Source organism: Bacillus sp. HMA207 (assembly GCF_003402455.1).
GTDB classification, from domain to species: domain Bacteria; phylum Bacillota; class Bacilli; order Bacillales; family Bacillaceae_G; genus Bacillus_A; species Bacillus_A cereus.
Window position 1 is genome coordinate 221,992 of the sequence record NZ_BEZT01000001.1, and the last position, 16,178, is coordinate 238,169.

Below are 16,178 nucleotides of genomic sequence, written 5' to 3' on the forward strand. Positions count from 1 at the left end.
AAAAGCACCATGTTTTGAAATGGTGCTTTTTTTTATACAATAAAAAATAAAGGAGATGGGATATATGGGAGAAATTTGGTATGGCGGCACCATTTACACAATGAAAGAAGAAAATGAAAAAGTGGGCGCTGTTTACGTTGAAAACGGTACGATCGTTGATGTTGGAAGTAAAGAAGAGTTAGAAAACCAATATGCCGCGGTTACATTGCACGATTTAAAAGGCAAAACAATGATCCCAGGTCTCGTTGATAGTCATATGCATCTTATTGGGCATGGAGAGAGATTGCTTCGTTTAGATTTATCAAATTGCACATCTTATGGTGAAGTGCTTACTCTTGTTCAGGAGCGAGTGGAAGAAGCTCCAAAGGGCTCTTGGATTATTGGAGAAGGATGGAATGAAAATAACTTTACAGATACGAAAGATGTTCATGCGCGTGATTTAGATGAAATTTCGAAAGAACATCCCATTTTATTAAAGCGAGTTTGTCGTCACGTTACATGGGTGAATGCATACATACTGCAAGAAGCGAATATAACAGAAAAGGCAGAAAATCCAAAAGGCGGGAAAATTGGTAGGGATTCATCAAATAAGTTAACAGGGCTTTTATATGAACAAGGGCAAGAATTAATTAAACATGTTCAGCCAGAAATTGATGAAGCTTATTTACAAAGAGCTCTGCAAACAGCGATTAAAGATTGCTGGAAATACGGACTTGTTGGCGGGCATACGGAAGATTTAAATTATTATGGTGGTTTTAGAAAAACATATAATGCGTTTTCTCACGTTATAAAAGAAATGCCATTTAAAGCCCATTTGCTCGTTCACCATGAAGTAGCAAATGAACGAAAAGAATATGAAAATGAACATTATATTGAATTTGGAGCAATGAAAATTTTCTCTGACGGTTCTTTTGGCGGAAGAACAGCATTATTAAGTGAAACGTATGAAGATGCGAAGGAAACAAATGGAGTTGCGATTTTCTCACGTGAAGAACTTGCGGAATTAGTAAAGAAAGCACGAGATTTACATATGCCAGTTGCGATTCATACTATCGGTGACTTATCGCTTGAATATGTCATTGATGCACTCGAATTATATCCACCAGCAGAAGGGTTACGTGATCGCATTATTCATTGTCAGCTTGCTCGTGAAGAGTTGATAGAAAGAATGAAAAACTTGCAAGCCATTATCGATATACAGCCAGTCTTTCTTTCATCAGATTTTCCGTCAGTCATTGAAAAACTAGGCGAGCACCGTCTTCGTTATGCGTACGCTTGGAAGACGTTACTGGAAGCAGGATTACACTGCAACGGTGGCTCAGATGCTCCCATTGAACAAGTAAATCCGTTTTTAGGCATATATAGCGCTGTTACACGTAGAAGTTTTATTGACGGTATATGCTATATGCCTGAGGAGAGATTAACGGTATATGAGGCTGTTTCTTTATTTACAACAGGAAGTGCCTATGCAATTGGAAAAGAAGCGAAGCGAGGGCAAATTACAAAAGGATATGAAGCAGACTTTACAATATTAGACCGCAATATTTTTGAAATTGAGGCAGAAGAAATAAAAGGAGTACAAGCAGAAATGACCGTAATAGATGGCAAAGTTGTCTATAGAAAAGATGCGTAAAAATATATGAGCGGTTTTCGGAATATATCGAATTACCGACAAAAACTGACAAGAATAACGGCCGGATAGTAAGAGAGTATTGTTCGCGTCAATCGGGGGAAATAAATAACCGCAGAATTATGGAATTCCATAATTCTGCGGTTATTTTAATCTTATAAAAACGTTCTCTGTACTTTTTCCCAGAAAGAGTTGTTTTTTAATTTAACTGTTTTAATTTGTTTATCGCTTAAGCGTACAACAGCTTTTTCCACTTGTTTAATGCTAAGCGCTTCGTTATCCATGCCGATAACAGGATAATCGTTACCGTCTGGTCTTAGTTTTAAAGTTAATGTACGTTCGTGATTTAAAATGAAAGGTGAACCGAGCGTACGGTAAGTGTTGTTGTTTAAAGATGCTAGTTCGCTTACTTGGAAACATGGGATAAGCGGGTCAACAACTGCACCATGCAATGATTTATTGTAAGCAGTACTTCCTGTTGGGGTAGAAACTACTAAACCGTCCCCTCTAAATGTTTCGAAATATAAATCATCAACATGAACATCTACAACGAATGTTTTAATAATGCTAGAACGTAATGAGAACTCATTTAAACAATGGAAAGATGTACTGCCATCTACATCTACCTGAATTGTTGGATATTTTCGCACTTCAATTTCATTTTTTGTAATTTCTTGAAGGGCTGTATCAACGTGATCAATATGGAAATCGCAGTAGAAAGAAATTTCATCTTTCGTAGAAATCCCTGCGTATAAGCAATCTTCTCTAAAACCAGTTTTACGAACGGCTTGTAAGAAGGTTGCATCATCTCCAACACTGACGATAGCGTTTGCATTTTTTGGATGATCTAATATGGTAAATCCATTCTCTTCTAAAATACGATAGATTGGTTTCATTTTTTCAACGAGCGTTGCTTTGTCATCACCATAAAAGAAAAATAAATTGCGACGATCTGCCATTATGTATCCCTCCACTGCAGTTAAATTTTCTGTTTTTCGTGCTACATATCATTAGAGTCCGTTCCCTGATGATATGTTCAAATAATATATTTCGATATAAATTGTCAAAATACCTTTTTATTTTTAGAAAAATTTTTATATTCAATCTTATAAAACTCTGTTTAACGATGAATAAACTTGTCGATAATGGGTACGGAGTGAAAGGATGATACGTATGAAGTGGCTCGTAATTGGAATAATAATTCTTCTTCTTTTTATTTTGTTTATACTATTGTCGAAAATAAAGCTTAAGGTGACATTTTTATATTCAGAAATGGAAAAGCAATGTTTGCTTCAAGTGAAAATATGGATGATTCGATATACATTTGATGTGTTGGAAAGAATTGAAAAACAGCAGAAAAAGACAGGACAGAAAATCGAAAAAGCTGAAGAGGACGGCGGACTCGATAATAAAATTATGGCGCAACTTGACAGCATTGGTGAACTGATAAAAAAGCTTCAAGAAGTTCATACTATTGTTAAAGATTTTCTCAAACGAGTGAAAATCAATGGTTGGAAATGGCATACACAAATTGGAGCAGGCGATGCAGCTAGTACTGGAATTGTCACTGGATATGCATGGGGGACAAAAGGTATGGCTGCTGGAGTTGTCGGACAATATATGCATATTGTCGACGTACCAGAATTTGAAATTACCCCAGTTTTTCAAGGGAAAGGATTTGCATCAAGATGCGAGTTAACAGCATCTTTTCGTATATTCCGCGCTATAAAAACTGGCGTCAAATTACTCGTATTTATGAGAAGACAAAGATCTGGTATGACAGAAAAATCTGTTCAAGCATAGGGGGGATATAGAATGGACCATCCAATTCAAGGTTTAATGACAACAGCAATGCAGCATTTAAAACAAATGACTGATGTAAATACAATTGTTGGTGACCCAATTAAAGCGGCAGATGGAAGCGTAATTCTTACAGTTTCGAAAGTAAGTTTCGGATTTGCTGCTGGTGGAAGTGAATTTGGTAAAGTAGAACATTCAGGCCGTCATCCATTTGGCGGGGGAAGTGGTGGAGGAGTTTCTATTAATCCTGTTGCCTTTCTTGTTATAAATGGAGATGGTGTGAAAGTATTGCACTTAGATAAACAAACACACGTCATCGATAAGATAATTGAATTAGCGCCACAAGCTGTTGATAAAGTGAAAGAAATGATGGATAAACGAAAAGAAGATGATCCTGAATTTCAAATTTAACGAATAAAGAAGCTAATCAATAGGTTAGCTTCTTTAATTTTTTTGTAAATAAAGCGATTTTATTTGCATTATCGATAGGGACAAACTATCATTTACATTGTACATATTTTGTTTAAATAAGGGAGGATTTTCAAGTGGCAAACGTAACTTTTAAAGGTAATCCAATGACTTTAGTTGGAACAGAAGTTAAAGTTGGCGATCAAGCGCCAAACTTCCAAGTATTAGCAAACGACTTATCTCCAGTAAGTTTAGAAACATACAAAGGTGAAGTGAAATTAATTAGTGTTGTACCTTCAATCGACACGGGTGTGTGTGATGCACAAACTCGTCGTTTTAACCAAGATGCAGCAGGTATTGAAAACGCGAAAGTATTAACAATTAGCGCTGATTTACCATTCGCTCAAAAACGCTGGTGTGCAGCAAACGGTTTAGAAAATGTTGTAACACTTTCTGACCACCGCGACCTTTCATTCGGTGAAGCTTACGGCTTAGTAATGAAAGAGCTTCGTTTACTTGCTCGTGCAGTATTCGTAGTAGATAGCAATGACAAAGTAGTTTACGCAGAATACGTAAGCGAAGGTACAAGCCATCCAAACTATGAAGCAGCATTAGAAGCAGCTAAATCTGCGAAGTAATGTGAAGAGAATGACCTCTTATAAAGAGGTCGTTTTTTCTCATATATTGCTCTGTAACAGCATCGATATATGAGAAAAAACGTTATATCATATATAACTAAAGGGGAGCTCTTTACAGGAGGTCGCTTTTTCTTTTTGGAAAAAATCACTTTGTGGTATGATATAAGTTATGTGTAAAAGAGAGAAGGAGGAATGTACGTGAGTCAGACAGTAGAAACATTATTTTCTATTTTTGATTCTTCTGCGGTAGTTTTACGTAAAGAATTAGATGTAACATATTTAGAGGCGCTTGTAGAAACAGGTGATAACTTGTTTGAGGGAGCGATTTTACAAGAGGAATTATCCGAATCAGCAATTGAAAGGCTGAATCGTGAATATAGTACGTTTAATGAAGAAACATATAAAGGTGAAGAAATTCGTAAAGCATTTCAGTTAGCCATCTTAAAAGGAATGAAAGAAGGCGTACAAGCGAATCACGAAATGACACCTGATGCAGTTGGGATGTTCATGAGTTACTTATTCCATAAATTTATGCAAGGTCAAAATGAAATTACAGTTTTAGATCCTGCAATTGGAACAGGTAACTTAATGACTACAGTGTTTAATAGCGCTAAAGAAGGACTAACAATGAGTGGATTTGGTGTAGAAGTGGATGAAGTGCTAATTAAACTTGCTTTAGTAAATGCAAATTTACAAAAGCATGCAATCGAATTCTTCCATCAAGATGGACTAGCACCACTTTATATCGATCCAGTTGATGCAGTCGTTTCAGACTTACCGGTTGGTTATTATCCAAACGAAATCGGTGCAAGTGAATATAAATTAAAAGCAGATGAAGGAATGTCGTATGCCCATCACTTATTTATTGAACAAAGTGTGAAACATACGAAAGAGGGCGGTTACTTATTCTTCTTAGTACCAAACTTCATTTTTGAAAGTGACCAAGCACCGAAATTACATGCATTTATTAAAGAAACATGCTTTATTCAAGGGTTATTACAGCTTCCTGTTTCCATGTTTAAAAACGAGAAAAATGCAAAAAGTATATTTGTTCTCCAAAAGAAAGGCGCTAATGTAACAATGCCAAAACAGGCGTTATTAGTGGAGTTGCCTAAATTCTCTAACATGAAGGCGATGGAAGACATTATGGATCAATTAAATACTTGGTTTGCAACACATAAATAAAGCTAGGTATATGTAACAGCATTAGTGATTTATGTAGTACAGTTTTATATAATATGTCATATTTTTAAATATATACAAGATTTAACTGAATTTTTTTGAAATCTGTAATATATATTTTTTCTTGGTGTTACAATTTTTTCACTTGAAATATATGTCGTACGATGTTTAAATTAAAATCGTGAGTATAAAATTTGCTAATGATGAAACGTTTTCATATTTGGTGAATTTGATCAGATAAAATCGAGCGGTTTGTGGAAACATCCACACAACTACCAAGAGAAAAAGGGGCGAAAGACTAGATGTCAAAAATCATCGCGATTAACGCAGGAAGCTCTTCCTTAAAATTCCAATTATTTGAAATGCCAAGTGAAACAGTATTAACAAAAGGTTTAGTAGAACGTATCGGTTTAGAAGATAGTATCTTCACTATTACTGTAGATGGCGAAAAACAAAAAGAAATTACAAACATTCCAGATCACGCAGTAGCAGTTAATATGCTTCTTAAAAAGTTAACTGAAAACGGAATCGTTAAATCTCTAGATGAGATTGGCGGTATCGGTCACCGTGTCGTTCACGGCGGCGAAAAATTTGCTGACTCTGTTTTAATTACTGATGAAGTATTAGCTGATATCGAAGAATTAAGCGATTTAGCACCACTTCATAACCCAGCAAACGTTGTTGGTATTAAAGCATTCCAAGAAGTATTACCAAACGTACCAGCAGTAGCAGTATTCGATACAGCATTCCACCAAACAATGCCGGAATCTGCATTCCTATACAGCTTACCATATGAGTACTATGAAAAATTCGGCATCCGTAAATACGGTTTCCACGGAACTTCTCATAAATATGTAACTGAGCGTGCGGCTGAATTATTAGGTCGTCCAATTGAAAGCTTAAGCTTACTTTCTTGTCACTTAGGTAACGGTGCAAGTATCGCAGCAGTAGAAGGCGGTAAATCTATCGATACTTCTATGGGCTTCACTCCACTTGCTGGTGTAACAATGGGTACACGTTCTGGTAACCTTGACCCTGCGTTAATTCCATACATCATGGAAAAAACAGGCCAAACAGTAGAAGAAGTAGTTAACGTATTAAACAAGAAGAGTGGTATGTTAGGTCTTACTGGTTACTCTAGTGACCTACGTGACATCATTGCGAAAGAAGAAGAAGGCGACCACCGTGCGAAAGTAGCACTTGATGTATTCGTAAGCCGTATCCACAAATACATCGGTTCTTACACTGCTCGTATGAAAGGTGTAGACGCAATCATCTTCACAGCTGGTGTAGGTGAAAACAGTGCGATTATTCGTGAGCGCGTATTAGAAGGCCTTGAGTACATGGGCGTATACTTCGATGCAAAACGTAATAACGTATTCGGTGAAGAAGCATTCATCAGCTTCCCACACTCTCCAGTAAAAATTATCGTAATTCCAACTGACGAAGAAGTTATGATTGCTCGTGACGTACTACGTCTTGGAGATATTGGTTAATATATGAAAAGAAAGACGAGATCCTATAGGATTTCGTCTTTTTTCTTTTGGATGTATTTTAAAACTCCATCCGGATATAATATTTTTTCTTTCTGAATGAATGCCGTAATAGGAATCCATTTCGCATACGCTACTGTTTCCTCATCTTGTATATTTAATATTTCCATTTCATATAGTGACGTGTCTAATAAACGCAAAGAATATAGTTGAATAATTTCATGACCAATGTCTCCATCGAGATGAAAGACATTTTCTAAACAACCTAAATAATCGGTGATTTCCACTTCTGTATGAAGCTCTTCCCTAAATTCACGAATAACGGTATGTGCTGATTGTTCACCAAGTTCAATTGAACCACCAAGAGGTCGGTAAAATGTTTCATCGGCTGAATAATATTCTTGTACGAGAAGACGCCCGTGATGTATAGCAATGCCAAAAGCCTTTGCACGTGGATACATATACAATCACTCCTTATTTTTTTGTATAAGGAAGATTATAATATTTTTTGTAGTAAAGGTGTCATGTATTTAAGAATGTGGTCTAATCGTAATTCCATCAAATAAGTCTTTCCAAAATGCTTCATTGTATTGGTATACATCCATAATAGGACATTTCATAACGCAAATACGTTGTAATCCCCAATCTTCTTGGGTGATAGTTGGTATATCGGCAGGAATTAGTAACAGGACAGAGAATGTATGTGTAACGATTTGAGATAAACTTTGTTCTAGGGAACATGCTTCTTCATATGTTCCTCCAGTTCGAATAAATAATATGGATTCTGCCGTTTCAATTGTAGCTAGAAAACGATTAATACGATGTTCATAGTTTAACTTAATTTCTGTATAAGAAGGCCAAGAAGTTGGTGTATTTACATCTGTTTTAAAGTCATGACAGGAGTCAATTTCATAAAGGTTGTCCCTTAATCTTAATTTTGCATCATCATCCCAAAATGAGATGAAGGATAAATTTTCGAAATTTAAAAAGCGGTCAAATCGATTTTGTAATAATACATTCACTTTTTCTAATGAGGGACTTAGCATAAAATCAATAACGCCAAAAAATGGTGATAATTCTAATTGATATAATGCCCAAGCGGGCCAGCAGTTTTGTCCTAAGCTGAATACCGCATTATATTCTTTTTTTATATCGGATAGATTCATGTGATTTATCTCATCCTTTTTGTTAATATTTTATGCCATTCAAAAATGGTATGTGAATAAAGATAGACAAGCATATTTGCAAAGAATAAGCAGAAATATGTTACAATAGAAAAAAATCGAACGAGGTGGTTGTTACGATGCGATCGAAGCGAGAACAAGCCATTTTAGACAATATAAAAGAATGGGAAGCGCAATTAGTTGAGCAAGAAGCGACCGATTTTCAAAAAGTGTTTGATAAATGGTTACATGCTACAGTTGCGAAATTACCTGAGAAAAAGCGAAAAGAATTCTTCACGAAAGCAGATGGATGGCTCTTTCATTTGCATGCATTTATTCAAAGTTCACAAGCACAGTTAGATGCACGTAATCGGATTTTAGGAACATCAAGGTTATTTGATGAATCGATTGAACAGCTTGAAGATTTGAAAGCATTATCTATTGATCAATTAACATACATAGCAGAGCAGCAAACAGCACGTCATCGTCTATATTCATTTGTACAAGGTGGGGCAACAGGTGCTGGAGGTTTATTATTATTAACGGCGGATTTTCCGGTTATGATCGCGTTAAATGTGAAGGCAGTCCAACTTATTGCAACATCATTTGGACATGATGTGAACAAGCCGTATGAAATGATGCTTGCGTTAAAGGTGTTTCATGCGTCATTACTACCAGGAAGACTTCAGCAATATGCATGGTACAATTTATTGCAAGAGCTGGAGCAAGAAGATTCGTTCTTTTACGAAGGAGACGAAGCAGTGCTACAAACAGCTTCTACTGAGGTTGTGTTAAAACAAATTTTGAAGACATTTTCGATTTATGCTCTTCGTCGTAAATTATTCCAAGGTATACCGGTAATTGGAATGGCAATTGGATCTACAGTGAATTATCGTTTAACAAGAAACGTTACTGAATTTGCAAATAGATTTTATCAAGTGCGCCATATAGTCGAGAAAGAAAAAAGAGCATAAAAAAAGCGAGAGGCCGAAGCCTTTCGCTTTTTTAATTTGTTGCATGTTTTTTGGACATTGGAACAGATACTGGCTGCTTTTCTGCTGTTTTTTCTGTTTTTGGATAATAAATTAAATCCAATGTTTTTGCCTGTACGGCAATCGAAAGAATAGTAAAAGCAATTTCTGTCCAATTTAAATAATATAATGAAAGCGCAAGAACAATCGCGTCAAAGACGAAGAAAATTTGCCCAATTGTAAAACGAGTTCGTTTACTTAATACAATTGTTAAAATATCGTCTCCACCGGTTGCACCGCCAAATCGTAATATAAAACCGAGTCCAATACCAGCTAACGCACCGCCAACTACTGCAGCTATAAATAAGTTATTTGATAAATCTACCGTAAATGGAGAATAATTTTCCATAAAGGAATAAAATACTCCGAATGAAATTGAACCTAGGAATGAATAACCAACCATTTTTCTACCTAAAAATGAAGCGCACAGTAAAATAATTGGGATATCCATTAATACAGTTGAAATAGATGGTGAAATATCATAAAAGTTTTGAATGAATAGTGCAATTCCTACAAATCCACCTTCTGTTAAGTGGTTTTGGAAGTGAATGTGATATAGCGCTGCTGCTAAAATAAATGAACCGATTAAAACCATAAAAATTTCTTTAATAATTTGCCGACTTTGGATGTTCCTCATCGTTATTCCTTCTTTCCGTAGTTAGTAGTCCTTTTTGTGTTGTAAACTAACTACGAGCTCACATGTAGCTTTCAGTTAGTTTACGAAAAAACTAACTACGCTATATGTCGCTGAAGAAATAACGAATAATCCTCTCGTCCATCAATTCTCCCTACCTTCGTTTTAGTTTAAGTCTTAAAACGACTAAACAAAACGTGGAGTAGGATTCGTCATTTAGCAATCCTGCTCTTCTTTGTTTTGTTTAGTTAGTAACAATTAAGTCCTAAACAAAACGCTATGTGTAAGAAGAGTCTTTTTTTTGCCAAATTATCCTTCGGGCAATCATAATTTCCCCACTCTCGTATTTTTTTCGCTAGACTAAAGTATCTGAGCTGAAAAATACGCTACGTGTATGATTCGTCAATACGATGCCACATGCTCCTTCGAGCGATCATGATATCAAAATCCCTTCCTTCAAGATTTATACTATTATATCATACTTTTAAAAAATGTATGCGGATGGAAACCGACAATAAACGGAGGGAATCTACAAAAAATGTTATGTTTAAATATTTTTGTAGAAAAGCCTAAGTTATTTCGGAGGATTGGACAGTTTATAACGGTTTGTCCAATAAGTAAGAAAAAAGGGTTTTATTCCGTTGTGTTCTTTTCATCACTTTTATCTTTAAAAAACGCATCCCAACTAATTACACTTAAAAAAGTTAAAGTGATAATAACGAAAGCACGCATAATTTTTAAACCTCCTTTTGTACATAGTATATGAATCATTCGATTCGGAATGTGTCATTTTTTTACAAGTCTTAACTATTATGAGAGTATATTAATATAGATAGATGAAGGGGAGAGTGAAGGTATGCTAAAAGAAATGTTCAAAAGAAAAGAATTAATATGTATTTCATGTCAGAAAAAAATTCAATATGAAGAAGAGCTTGTTGCTTTTGTAAAGTTGCCGAAAGAAAGAAGTATATTAGTTGGCCCTTTTGATGTGTGTTTGGCAAAAACAGCACAAGAAATATATTGTAAATCATGTTACGACAAAAAAGCATGACCCAAAGTAATTGAGGGGCATGCTTTTTTCATTGGTGTGCTTTCCCCTCAGATACATTTTGAGTGAGTCGATACCAAAGCCAAAGGTCATTAATGATGGAAGCGAGATCGGCAATTTCTGAATTCAATTTGCAAGAAATTTCGAAGTCTTCTTCGTTATTTAAATGATGCTGTTTTGCATTAATAGAGTGCTCGAGTTCTTTTATTCGATCAGGAATCTTTCCGCGAACTTGTTCCCATCTTAGTAAAATAGCATGCTGCATTTTTTCGGGGATATCTTCCCAATCTTCTTGTAAATGAGGAATTTCAATTCCTAGATGATCATCGTATAAGAAATACTTTTCCATAAGCTCACCCCCGTTGTCCTGCTTATATTGTACAGAAAAACAGAAAGAAGTTCGACGAAATTGTTTGAAAAAATTTGAAAATGACTCTTGATACATTTTGTGAAAGGTGGTAAAGTGTGAATTATTATAAAATAAAATGAATATTTATTCTTTAGGGGGATGCAAAATGGAGAAGAAAAAAGTTGTATTAGCATATTCCGGAGGTCTTGATACTTCCGTTGCAATTAAATGGTTACAAGAGAAGAATTATGATATTATCGCGCTTTGTTTAGACTTAGGGGAAGGTAAAGACTTAGCATTTGTAAAAGAAAAGGCACTTTCAGTAGGTGCAATTAAATCATATATGATTGATGTTCAAGAAGAATTCGCGAATGAATATGCATTGATGGCGATGCAAGCACACACATTATACGAAGGGAAATACCCTCTTGTCTCTGCATTATCTCGTCCGCTTATTGCGAAGAAATTAGTAGAAATCGCAGAACAAGAAGGCGCAACTGCAGTTGCACACGGATGTACAGGGAAAGGAAATGACCAAGTTCGTTTTGAAGTTTCTATCCAAGCATTAAATCCTTACTTAGAAGTGATTGCGCCTGTACGTGAATGGAAATGGTCACGTGAAGAAGAAATTGCATATGCAAAAGAAAACGATGTACCAATTCCGATTAATTTAGATAGCCCGTTTTCAATCGATCAAAACTTATGGGGACGCAGCAACGAATGTGGAATTTTAGAAGATCCATGGGCAGCGCCGCCAGAAGATGCATATGAGATGACATTGGCATTAGAAGATACACCGAATAAACCAGAGTTTGTAGAAATTGGATTTGAAGCAGGCGTACCGACTACTTTAAATGGCACTGCATATTCACTTGCAGAATTAATTAAAACGTTAAATGCGCTTGCTGGAAAACACGGCGTTGGACGTATTGATCACGTAGAAAATCGTCTTGTCGGTATTAAATCTCGTGAAGTATACGAATGCCCAGCAGCAATGACGTTAATCACTGCGCATAAAGAGTTGGAAGATTTAACACACGTAAAAGAAGTAGCACATTTTAAACCAGTGATTGAACAGAAAATAACAGAACTTATTTATAATGGTTTATGGTTCTCGCCTTTAAAACAAGCGCTTCATGCATTTTTACAAGAAACGCAAAAGAATGTAACAGGTACAGTGCGTGTGAAATTATTTAAAGGTCATGCGATTGTAGAAGGACGTAAATCTGAATACTCTTTATACGATGAAAAATTAGCAACATATACTGCTCAAGATGAATTTAATCATGATGCAGCAGTTGGATTCATTTCATTATTCGGTTTACCGACGAAAGTATACAGCCAAGTGAATCAAAAGAAGGTGGAAGCGTGAGCAAACTTTGGGGCGGACGTTTTACAGAAGAAGCGGAAGCATGGGTTGAAGAGTTCGGAGCATCCATCTCCTTCGATCAACAATTAGTAAATCAAGATATAAATGGGAGTATGGCACACGTAACGATGCTAGCAAAGCAAGGCATCGTTACGCAAGAAGAAGCAGAGAAAATAAAGATAGGTCTTCAATATTTATTGAAAGAAGCAAAAGAGAATAAGCTACAATTTTCAGTAGAAGCAGAAGATATTCATTTAAACATCGAAAAAATGTTAATTGAACAAATTGGCGAAGTAGGAGGAAAACTTCACACTGGCCGAAGTCGTAATGATCAAGTAGCGACAGATATGCATTTGTATTTAAAAGAAAAGGTAGAACATATTATAAAAGCTACAAAGCAATTGCAAACTGTTCTTGTTCATCAAGCAGAAAATAATATTGAAACCATTATGCCTGGCTATACGCATTTGCAACGTGCTCAGCCGATTTCATTTGCTCATCATATTCTCGCTTACTTTTGGATGTTAGAGCGTGATGTGAATCGTTATGAAGATTCGTTAAAACGTATTAACATTTCGCCATTAGGAGCAGGAGCGTTAGCTGGAACGACATTCCCGATCGACCGAGAGTATAGTGCGGAGCTTCTTGGATTTAATGGAATCTATGAAAATAGTTTAGATGCAGTAAGTGATCGTGATTTCATACTGGAGTTCCTAAGTAACTCCTCTATGCTTATGATGCACTTATCACGCTTTTGCGAAGAACTTATTTTATGGAGTAGCCAAGAGTTTCAATTTATTGAAATGAGCGATCAATATGCAACGGGAAGCAGCATTATGCCGCAAAAGAAAAATCCGGATATGGCGGAACTAATCCGTGGTAAAACAGGCAGAGTATACGGTAATTTATTCAGTTTACTCACAGTAATGAAAGGATTACCGCTCGCTTACAATAAAGACTTACAAGAAGATAAAGAAGGAATGTTTGATACAGTTAAAACAGTAGAAGGATGCCTTCATATTATGGCGGGCATGCTTGAAACGATGACTGTAAACAAAGAAAAAATGGGGCAAGCTGTGACGCAAGATTTCTCCAACGCAACAGAAATTGCTGACTATTTAGCGAACAAAGGACTACCATTCCGTCAAGCTCATGAAATTGTTGGAAAGTTAGTGCTATATTGCACACAAAAAGGAATTTATTTATTAGATGTCTCTCTTGAAACATATAAAGAAATGAGCTCCTTATTTGAAGAAGATTTGTATGAAGTGCTGTCACCATATGCAGCTGTAAAGCGTCGTAACAGTGCTGGCGGGACTGGGTTTGAACAAATCAAAAACGCTTTGGAGAAGGCGAAGGGGTTAACGAAAGAAGTTATTAAGAGTTGAGTTGGGAAGTACGCTAGTCTATTAAAGTCTGGCGTACTTTATTTTTTACTAGCATTTAAGTTACAATGTAGTAAAAAATAACAATTTAGGGGAAGTCTATGAAAAAAATAGTGTTGATCATTGTACTGTTAATTAGCTTAATTGCAAATGCTAAAGTGTTTCTTTTGGACAAATATATGTATGTTGGTGAAAAAGAAAAGCGAGAAGAAGCGGTTATCGCAACGATGTGGCATTTGCAAGATAAAGGATATAAAGAAAGTGATATTTTATATATAAAACCGGCCTTTTATAGCAAAATGGATTCGTATGGTATGAATGTACAGTTTAAAGATGAACCAAATGAATCATATACATATAGAGTTTTAAAAGATGCGAAAACAAATAAACTAACTGTACACCAAGATAGTAATGAGCCAGGTGGTATGGGCGGGAAGCATCAAGAGCTTAAATAAAGAAAGAAAACGACTGATGGCATTCGCCTGCAGTCGTTTTCTTTTAATTATACTTATGTCGATCTTCCGTAATTCGAATATACTCTATATCCATCAAATCACGAAGTAATGCACCATTACTTAGTTCAACGCCGTGCTTCTCTTTAAAATGAGTGCGAATCGTATCTAGCATTTCAATTTCTTTGCCGTTCACATCTAAAATAATGCGTTCAGAATCATCCATATAGCATCCTCCTTTTTTACACATATATATTTTGTCCGTCTATTTCTAAAAAATGTATGTTAACGTAATGTTAGGAAATAAGAAAGGGATGGAAAATGAGACGTATTTATTTTATAGGACTAATTTTGTACACATTCATTGTATTACATGTTGCATTCCCAAATATCTTTTCATTTGAGGATTTAGAAACAGTACACGTTGCGATATTTACTTTTGCTCTATTTGTAGTAGATTGTTTTATTTCTATATGGCTTTCGAAAAGAAAAGATATACAAGGCAAAAAAGAAATGGAACGGAAAAAGAGAAAACGTTCCTTTTGGATGATGACATACTGTTTGTCTTTAGTGCTTACTGCTGCTTTTTTTAGTGAACATATTCCATTAGAAAGAGTAAATATTGGATTTGGAGCATTCGTATTCGCATACTATTTTTTTATGCACTTTCTTCCTTATATGAAAGAAAAGCGAGGAGAAGAGGAAAATCCGCTTGTAGAAGAAGCGAAAGAACAAGAGCATAAGAGAATAGAAGGGGATATAAAGAAACTTGGAGAACAAAAGTGGTATTTAAAATCAAAAATCATATACGTTCTTTGCTTTATTACGCCGCCAATTGGTTATTTGTATGTTTTCTTATTTCGTAAAAAAATGATAGAAGGTGCAAAGCAAACGTACTTAACGATCGCGACGATTATGATGGCATTATGGTCTTTGAAGTTTCTTCCGCCTTATGTGTTGGCAATTACCGTTGTTGTCGTAGCGTGTCTTGTGTTTATAGTGAAGTTTATAAAATGAAAAACACCAAGCCTATGTGGACTTGGTGTTTTATCTATAAATTAAAGCTCACCTTGCTCTTCATCACCACGAACAACAAGGACATCGCATTTCGCATAGCGAATAATATGTTCAGAGACGCTACCAATTAGGAAACGCTCAACAGCATTTAAACCAGTCGCACCACACATAATTAAATCTACTTTATGGTTTGGAGCGATTTCTTTTGAAATTTTTGATTTAGGATTACCGAATTCTAATACAGTTTCAATTTTTTCAAGACCAGCTTCAAGCGCAGTTTTTTTGTAGTCTTCTAATAAGTCTTCTGCAAATAGATTTGCACGTTCCGCAATTGCACGGCTATAAGCTTCTACGGCTGAGTATGCTTTTACATCAACGATATGAGCGATTGTTAATGTTGCATTGTTGCGTTTTGCGACTTGAATTGCTTTTTTAAAGGCTTTTTCTGCTTCTTTAGAACCATCCACCGCGATTAAAATATTTGTATATGTATTATTCATAGTAAATTCCTCCCAATCTGTTTTATAACTGTTTACAACTTAATTATAAAACAAATTTTGGTAACGTGCTTGCCAGAAA

At 35.7% G+C, this 16,178-nt stretch carries 19 protein-coding genes; 12 read left to right on the top strand and 7 right to left on the bottom strand.

The genetic code is table 11. The features are described 5' to 3' along the window. The first annotated feature begins 64 nt into the window (after positions 1–64). The gene (locus HMAS_RS01310) at positions 65–1,633 is read left to right on the top strand and encodes an amidohydrolase (protein ID WP_116344678.1); all 1,569 of its coding nucleotides are present in this window, start codon (positions 65–67) and stop codon (positions 1,631–1,633) included. A gap of 152 nt (positions 1,634–1,785) precedes the next feature. Here the strand turns inward: HMAS_RS01310 and HMAS_RS01315 are convergent, their stop codons facing one another. Continuing rightward, complete coding sequence (locus tag HMAS_RS01315; protein WP_000785177.1) at positions 1,786–2,589, bottom strand: NAD kinase; 804 nt, start codon at positions 2,587–2,589, stop codon at positions 1,786–1,788. Positions 2,590–2,794: 205 nt separating this feature from the next. Between HMAS_RS01315 and HMAS_RS01320 the strand changes: the two genes are divergently transcribed. The 5 genes from HMAS_RS01320 (at position 2,795) to ackA (ending at position 7,154) form a co-directional block, all read left to right on the top strand. Then, a complete protein-coding gene (locus HMAS_RS01320; protein ID WP_002164419.1) occupies positions 2,795–3,433 on the top strand; it encodes a DUF2953 domain-containing protein in 639 nt (212 codons plus the stop codon). Between the two features lie 12 nt (positions 3,434–3,445). Next, the gene (gene ytfJ / locus HMAS_RS01325) at positions 3,446–3,841 is read left to right on the top strand and encodes a GerW family sporulation protein (RefSeq protein ID WP_000350003.1); all 396 of its coding nucleotides are present in this window, start codon (positions 3,446–3,448) and stop codon (positions 3,839–3,841) included. 134 nt (positions 3,842–3,975) lie between these two features. Then, on the top strand, positions 3,976–4,476 hold the full coding sequence (tpx, locus tag HMAS_RS01330; protein WP_000024525.1) for a thiol peroxidase: 501 nt from the start codon (positions 3,976–3,978) through the stop codon (positions 4,474–4,476). A gap of 198 nt (positions 4,477–4,674) precedes the next feature. Further along, positions 4,675–5,661 (top strand): class I SAM-dependent methyltransferase, encoded by a 987-nt coding sequence (locus tag HMAS_RS01335; protein ID WP_000084367.1) that lies wholly within the window; start codon positions 4,675–4,677, stop codon positions 5,659–5,661. Between the two features lie 299 nt (positions 5,662–5,960). Beyond that, positions 5,961–7,154: an acetate kinase gene (ackA, locus tag HMAS_RS01340; protein WP_000034575.1), complete on the top strand. Its 1,194-nt coding sequence runs from the start codon at positions 5,961–5,963 to the stop codon at positions 7,152–7,154. A gap of 23 nt (positions 7,155–7,177) precedes the next feature. Here the strand turns inward: ackA and HMAS_RS01345 are convergent, their stop codons facing one another. Then, a complete protein-coding gene (locus HMAS_RS01345) occupies positions 7,178–7,612 on the bottom strand; it encodes an NUDIX hydrolase (protein WP_000283473.1) in 435 nt (144 codons plus the stop codon). Between the two features lie 69 nt (positions 7,613–7,681). Further along, positions 7,682–8,317, bottom strand: coding sequence for a DUF1796 family putative cysteine peptidase (locus HMAS_RS01350; RefSeq protein WP_001053733.1), 636 nt, complete (start codon positions 8,315–8,317; stop codon positions 7,682–7,684). Between the two features lie 137 nt (positions 8,318–8,454). Between HMAS_RS01350 and HMAS_RS01355 the strand changes: the two genes are divergently transcribed. Then, the gene (locus tag HMAS_RS01355; protein WP_001256850.1) at positions 8,455–9,288 is read left to right on the top strand and encodes an EcsC family protein; all 834 of its coding nucleotides are present in this window, start codon (positions 8,455–8,457) and stop codon (positions 9,286–9,288) included. A gap of 31 nt (positions 9,289–9,319) precedes the next feature. Here the strand turns inward: HMAS_RS01355 and HMAS_RS01360 are convergent, their stop codons facing one another. Beyond that, on the bottom strand, positions 9,320–9,982 hold the full coding sequence (locus HMAS_RS01360) for a YitT family protein (protein ID WP_001244515.1): 663 nt from the start codon (positions 9,980–9,982) through the stop codon (positions 9,320–9,322). An 853-nt stretch (positions 9,983–10,835) separates the two neighbouring features. Here HMAS_RS01360 and HMAS_RS01365 point away from each other — a divergent pair. Beyond that, positions 10,836–11,030 (top strand): hypothetical protein, encoded by a 195-nt coding sequence (locus HMAS_RS01365; RefSeq protein WP_000910673.1) that lies wholly within the window; start codon positions 10,836–10,838, stop codon positions 11,028–11,030. 28 nt (positions 11,031–11,058) lie between these two features. Here the strand turns inward: HMAS_RS01365 and HMAS_RS01370 are convergent, their stop codons facing one another. After that, positions 11,059–11,376, bottom strand: coding sequence for a hypothetical protein (locus tag HMAS_RS01370; protein ID WP_000417207.1), 318 nt, complete (start codon positions 11,374–11,376; stop codon positions 11,059–11,061). Between the two features lie 166 nt (positions 11,377–11,542). Between HMAS_RS01370 and HMAS_RS01375 the strand changes: the two genes are divergently transcribed. From HMAS_RS01375 to HMAS_RS01385, 3 genes are all read left to right on the top strand, one after another. After that, the gene (locus HMAS_RS01375; RefSeq protein WP_000412315.1) at positions 11,543–12,748 is read left to right on the top strand and encodes an argininosuccinate synthase; all 1,206 of its coding nucleotides are present in this window, start codon (positions 11,543–11,545) and stop codon (positions 12,746–12,748) included. Next, positions 12,745–14,133, top strand: coding sequence for an argininosuccinate lyase (gene argH, locus HMAS_RS01380; RefSeq protein ID WP_000041295.1), 1,389 nt, complete (start codon positions 12,745–12,747; stop codon positions 14,131–14,133). The genes HMAS_RS01375 and argH overlap by 4 nt, the downstream gene beginning before the upstream one ends. A 98-nt stretch (positions 14,134–14,231) precedes the next feature. Further along, entirely contained in the window at positions 14,232–14,585 is a 354-nt protein-coding gene (locus HMAS_RS01385; RefSeq protein ID WP_000725031.1) for a DUF3139 domain-containing protein, read from the top strand. Positions 14,586–14,628: 43 nt separating this feature from the next. Here the strand turns inward: HMAS_RS01385 and HMAS_RS01390 are convergent, their stop codons facing one another. Further along, entirely contained in the window at positions 14,629–14,808 is a 180-nt protein-coding gene (locus tag HMAS_RS01390; RefSeq protein WP_000342761.1) for a hypothetical protein, read from the bottom strand. Between the two features lie 95 nt (positions 14,809–14,903). Here HMAS_RS01390 and HMAS_RS01395 point away from each other — a divergent pair, with 95 nt between their 5' ends. After that, positions 14,904–15,599, top strand: coding sequence for a hypothetical protein (locus HMAS_RS01395; protein ID WP_006926471.1), 696 nt, complete (start codon positions 14,904–14,906; stop codon positions 15,597–15,599). Between the two features lie 41 nt (positions 15,600–15,640). Here HMAS_RS01395 and HMAS_RS01400 read toward each other — a convergent pair whose 3' ends face one another. Next, a complete protein-coding gene (locus HMAS_RS01400; protein WP_001066673.1) occupies positions 15,641–16,099 on the bottom strand; it encodes a universal stress protein in 459 nt (152 codons plus the stop codon). Positions 16,100–16,178: the final 79 nt, after the last annotated feature.

Excerpts from the sequence above, each read along its gene's own strand:
- HMAS_RS01310 (WP_116344678.1), top strand. The coding sequence starts at position 65 with ATGGGAGAAATTTGGTATGGCGGCACCATTTACACAATGAAAGAAGAA.
- HMAS_RS01315 (WP_000785177.1), bottom strand. The coding sequence starts at position 2,589 with ATGGCAGATCGTCGCAATTTATTTTTCTTTTATGGTGATGACAAAGCA.
- HMAS_RS01320 (WP_002164419.1), top strand. The coding sequence starts at position 2,795 with ATGATACGTATGAAGTGGCTCGTAATTGGAATAATAATTCTTCTTCTT.
- ytfJ (WP_000350003.1), top strand. The coding sequence starts at position 3,446 with ATGGACCATCCAATTCAAGGTTTAATGACAACAGCAATGCAGCATTTA.
- ackA (WP_000034575.1), top strand. The coding sequence starts at position 5,961 with ATGTCAAAAATCATCGCGATTAACGCAGGAAGCTCTTCCTTAAAATTC.
- HMAS_RS01345 (WP_000283473.1), bottom strand. The coding sequence starts at position 7,612 with ATGTATCCACGTGCAAAGGCTTTTGGCATTGCTATACATCACGGGCGT.
- HMAS_RS01350 (WP_001053733.1), bottom strand. The coding sequence starts at position 8,317 with ATGAATCTATCCGATATAAAAAAAGAATATAATGCGGTATTCAGCTTA.
- HMAS_RS01355 (WP_001256850.1), top strand. The coding sequence starts at position 8,455 with ATGCGATCGAAGCGAGAACAAGCCATTTTAGACAATATAAAAGAATGG.
- HMAS_RS01360 (WP_001244515.1), bottom strand. The coding sequence starts at position 9,982 with ATGAGGAACATCCAAAGTCGGCAAATTATTAAAGAAATTTTTATGGTT.
- HMAS_RS01365 (WP_000910673.1), top strand. The coding sequence starts at position 10,836 with ATGCTAAAAGAAATGTTCAAAAGAAAAGAATTAATATGTATTTCATGT.
- HMAS_RS01370 (WP_000417207.1), bottom strand. The coding sequence starts at position 11,376 with ATGGAAAAGTATTTCTTATACGATGATCATCTAGGAATTGAAATTCCT.
- HMAS_RS01375 (WP_000412315.1), top strand. The coding sequence starts at position 11,543 with ATGGAGAAGAAAAAAGTTGTATTAGCATATTCCGGAGGTCTTGATACT.
- HMAS_RS01385 (WP_000725031.1), top strand. The coding sequence starts at position 14,232 with ATGAAAAAAATAGTGTTGATCATTGTACTGTTAATTAGCTTAATTGCA.
- HMAS_RS01390 (WP_000342761.1), bottom strand. The coding sequence starts at position 14,808 with ATGGATGATTCTGAACGCATTATTTTAGATGTGAACGGCAAAGAAATT.
- HMAS_RS01395 (WP_006926471.1), top strand. The coding sequence starts at position 14,904 with ATGAGACGTATTTATTTTATAGGACTAATTTTGTACACATTCATTGTA.
- HMAS_RS01400 (WP_001066673.1), bottom strand. The coding sequence starts at position 16,099 with ATGAATAATACATATACAAATATTTTAATCGCGGTGGATGGTTCTAAA.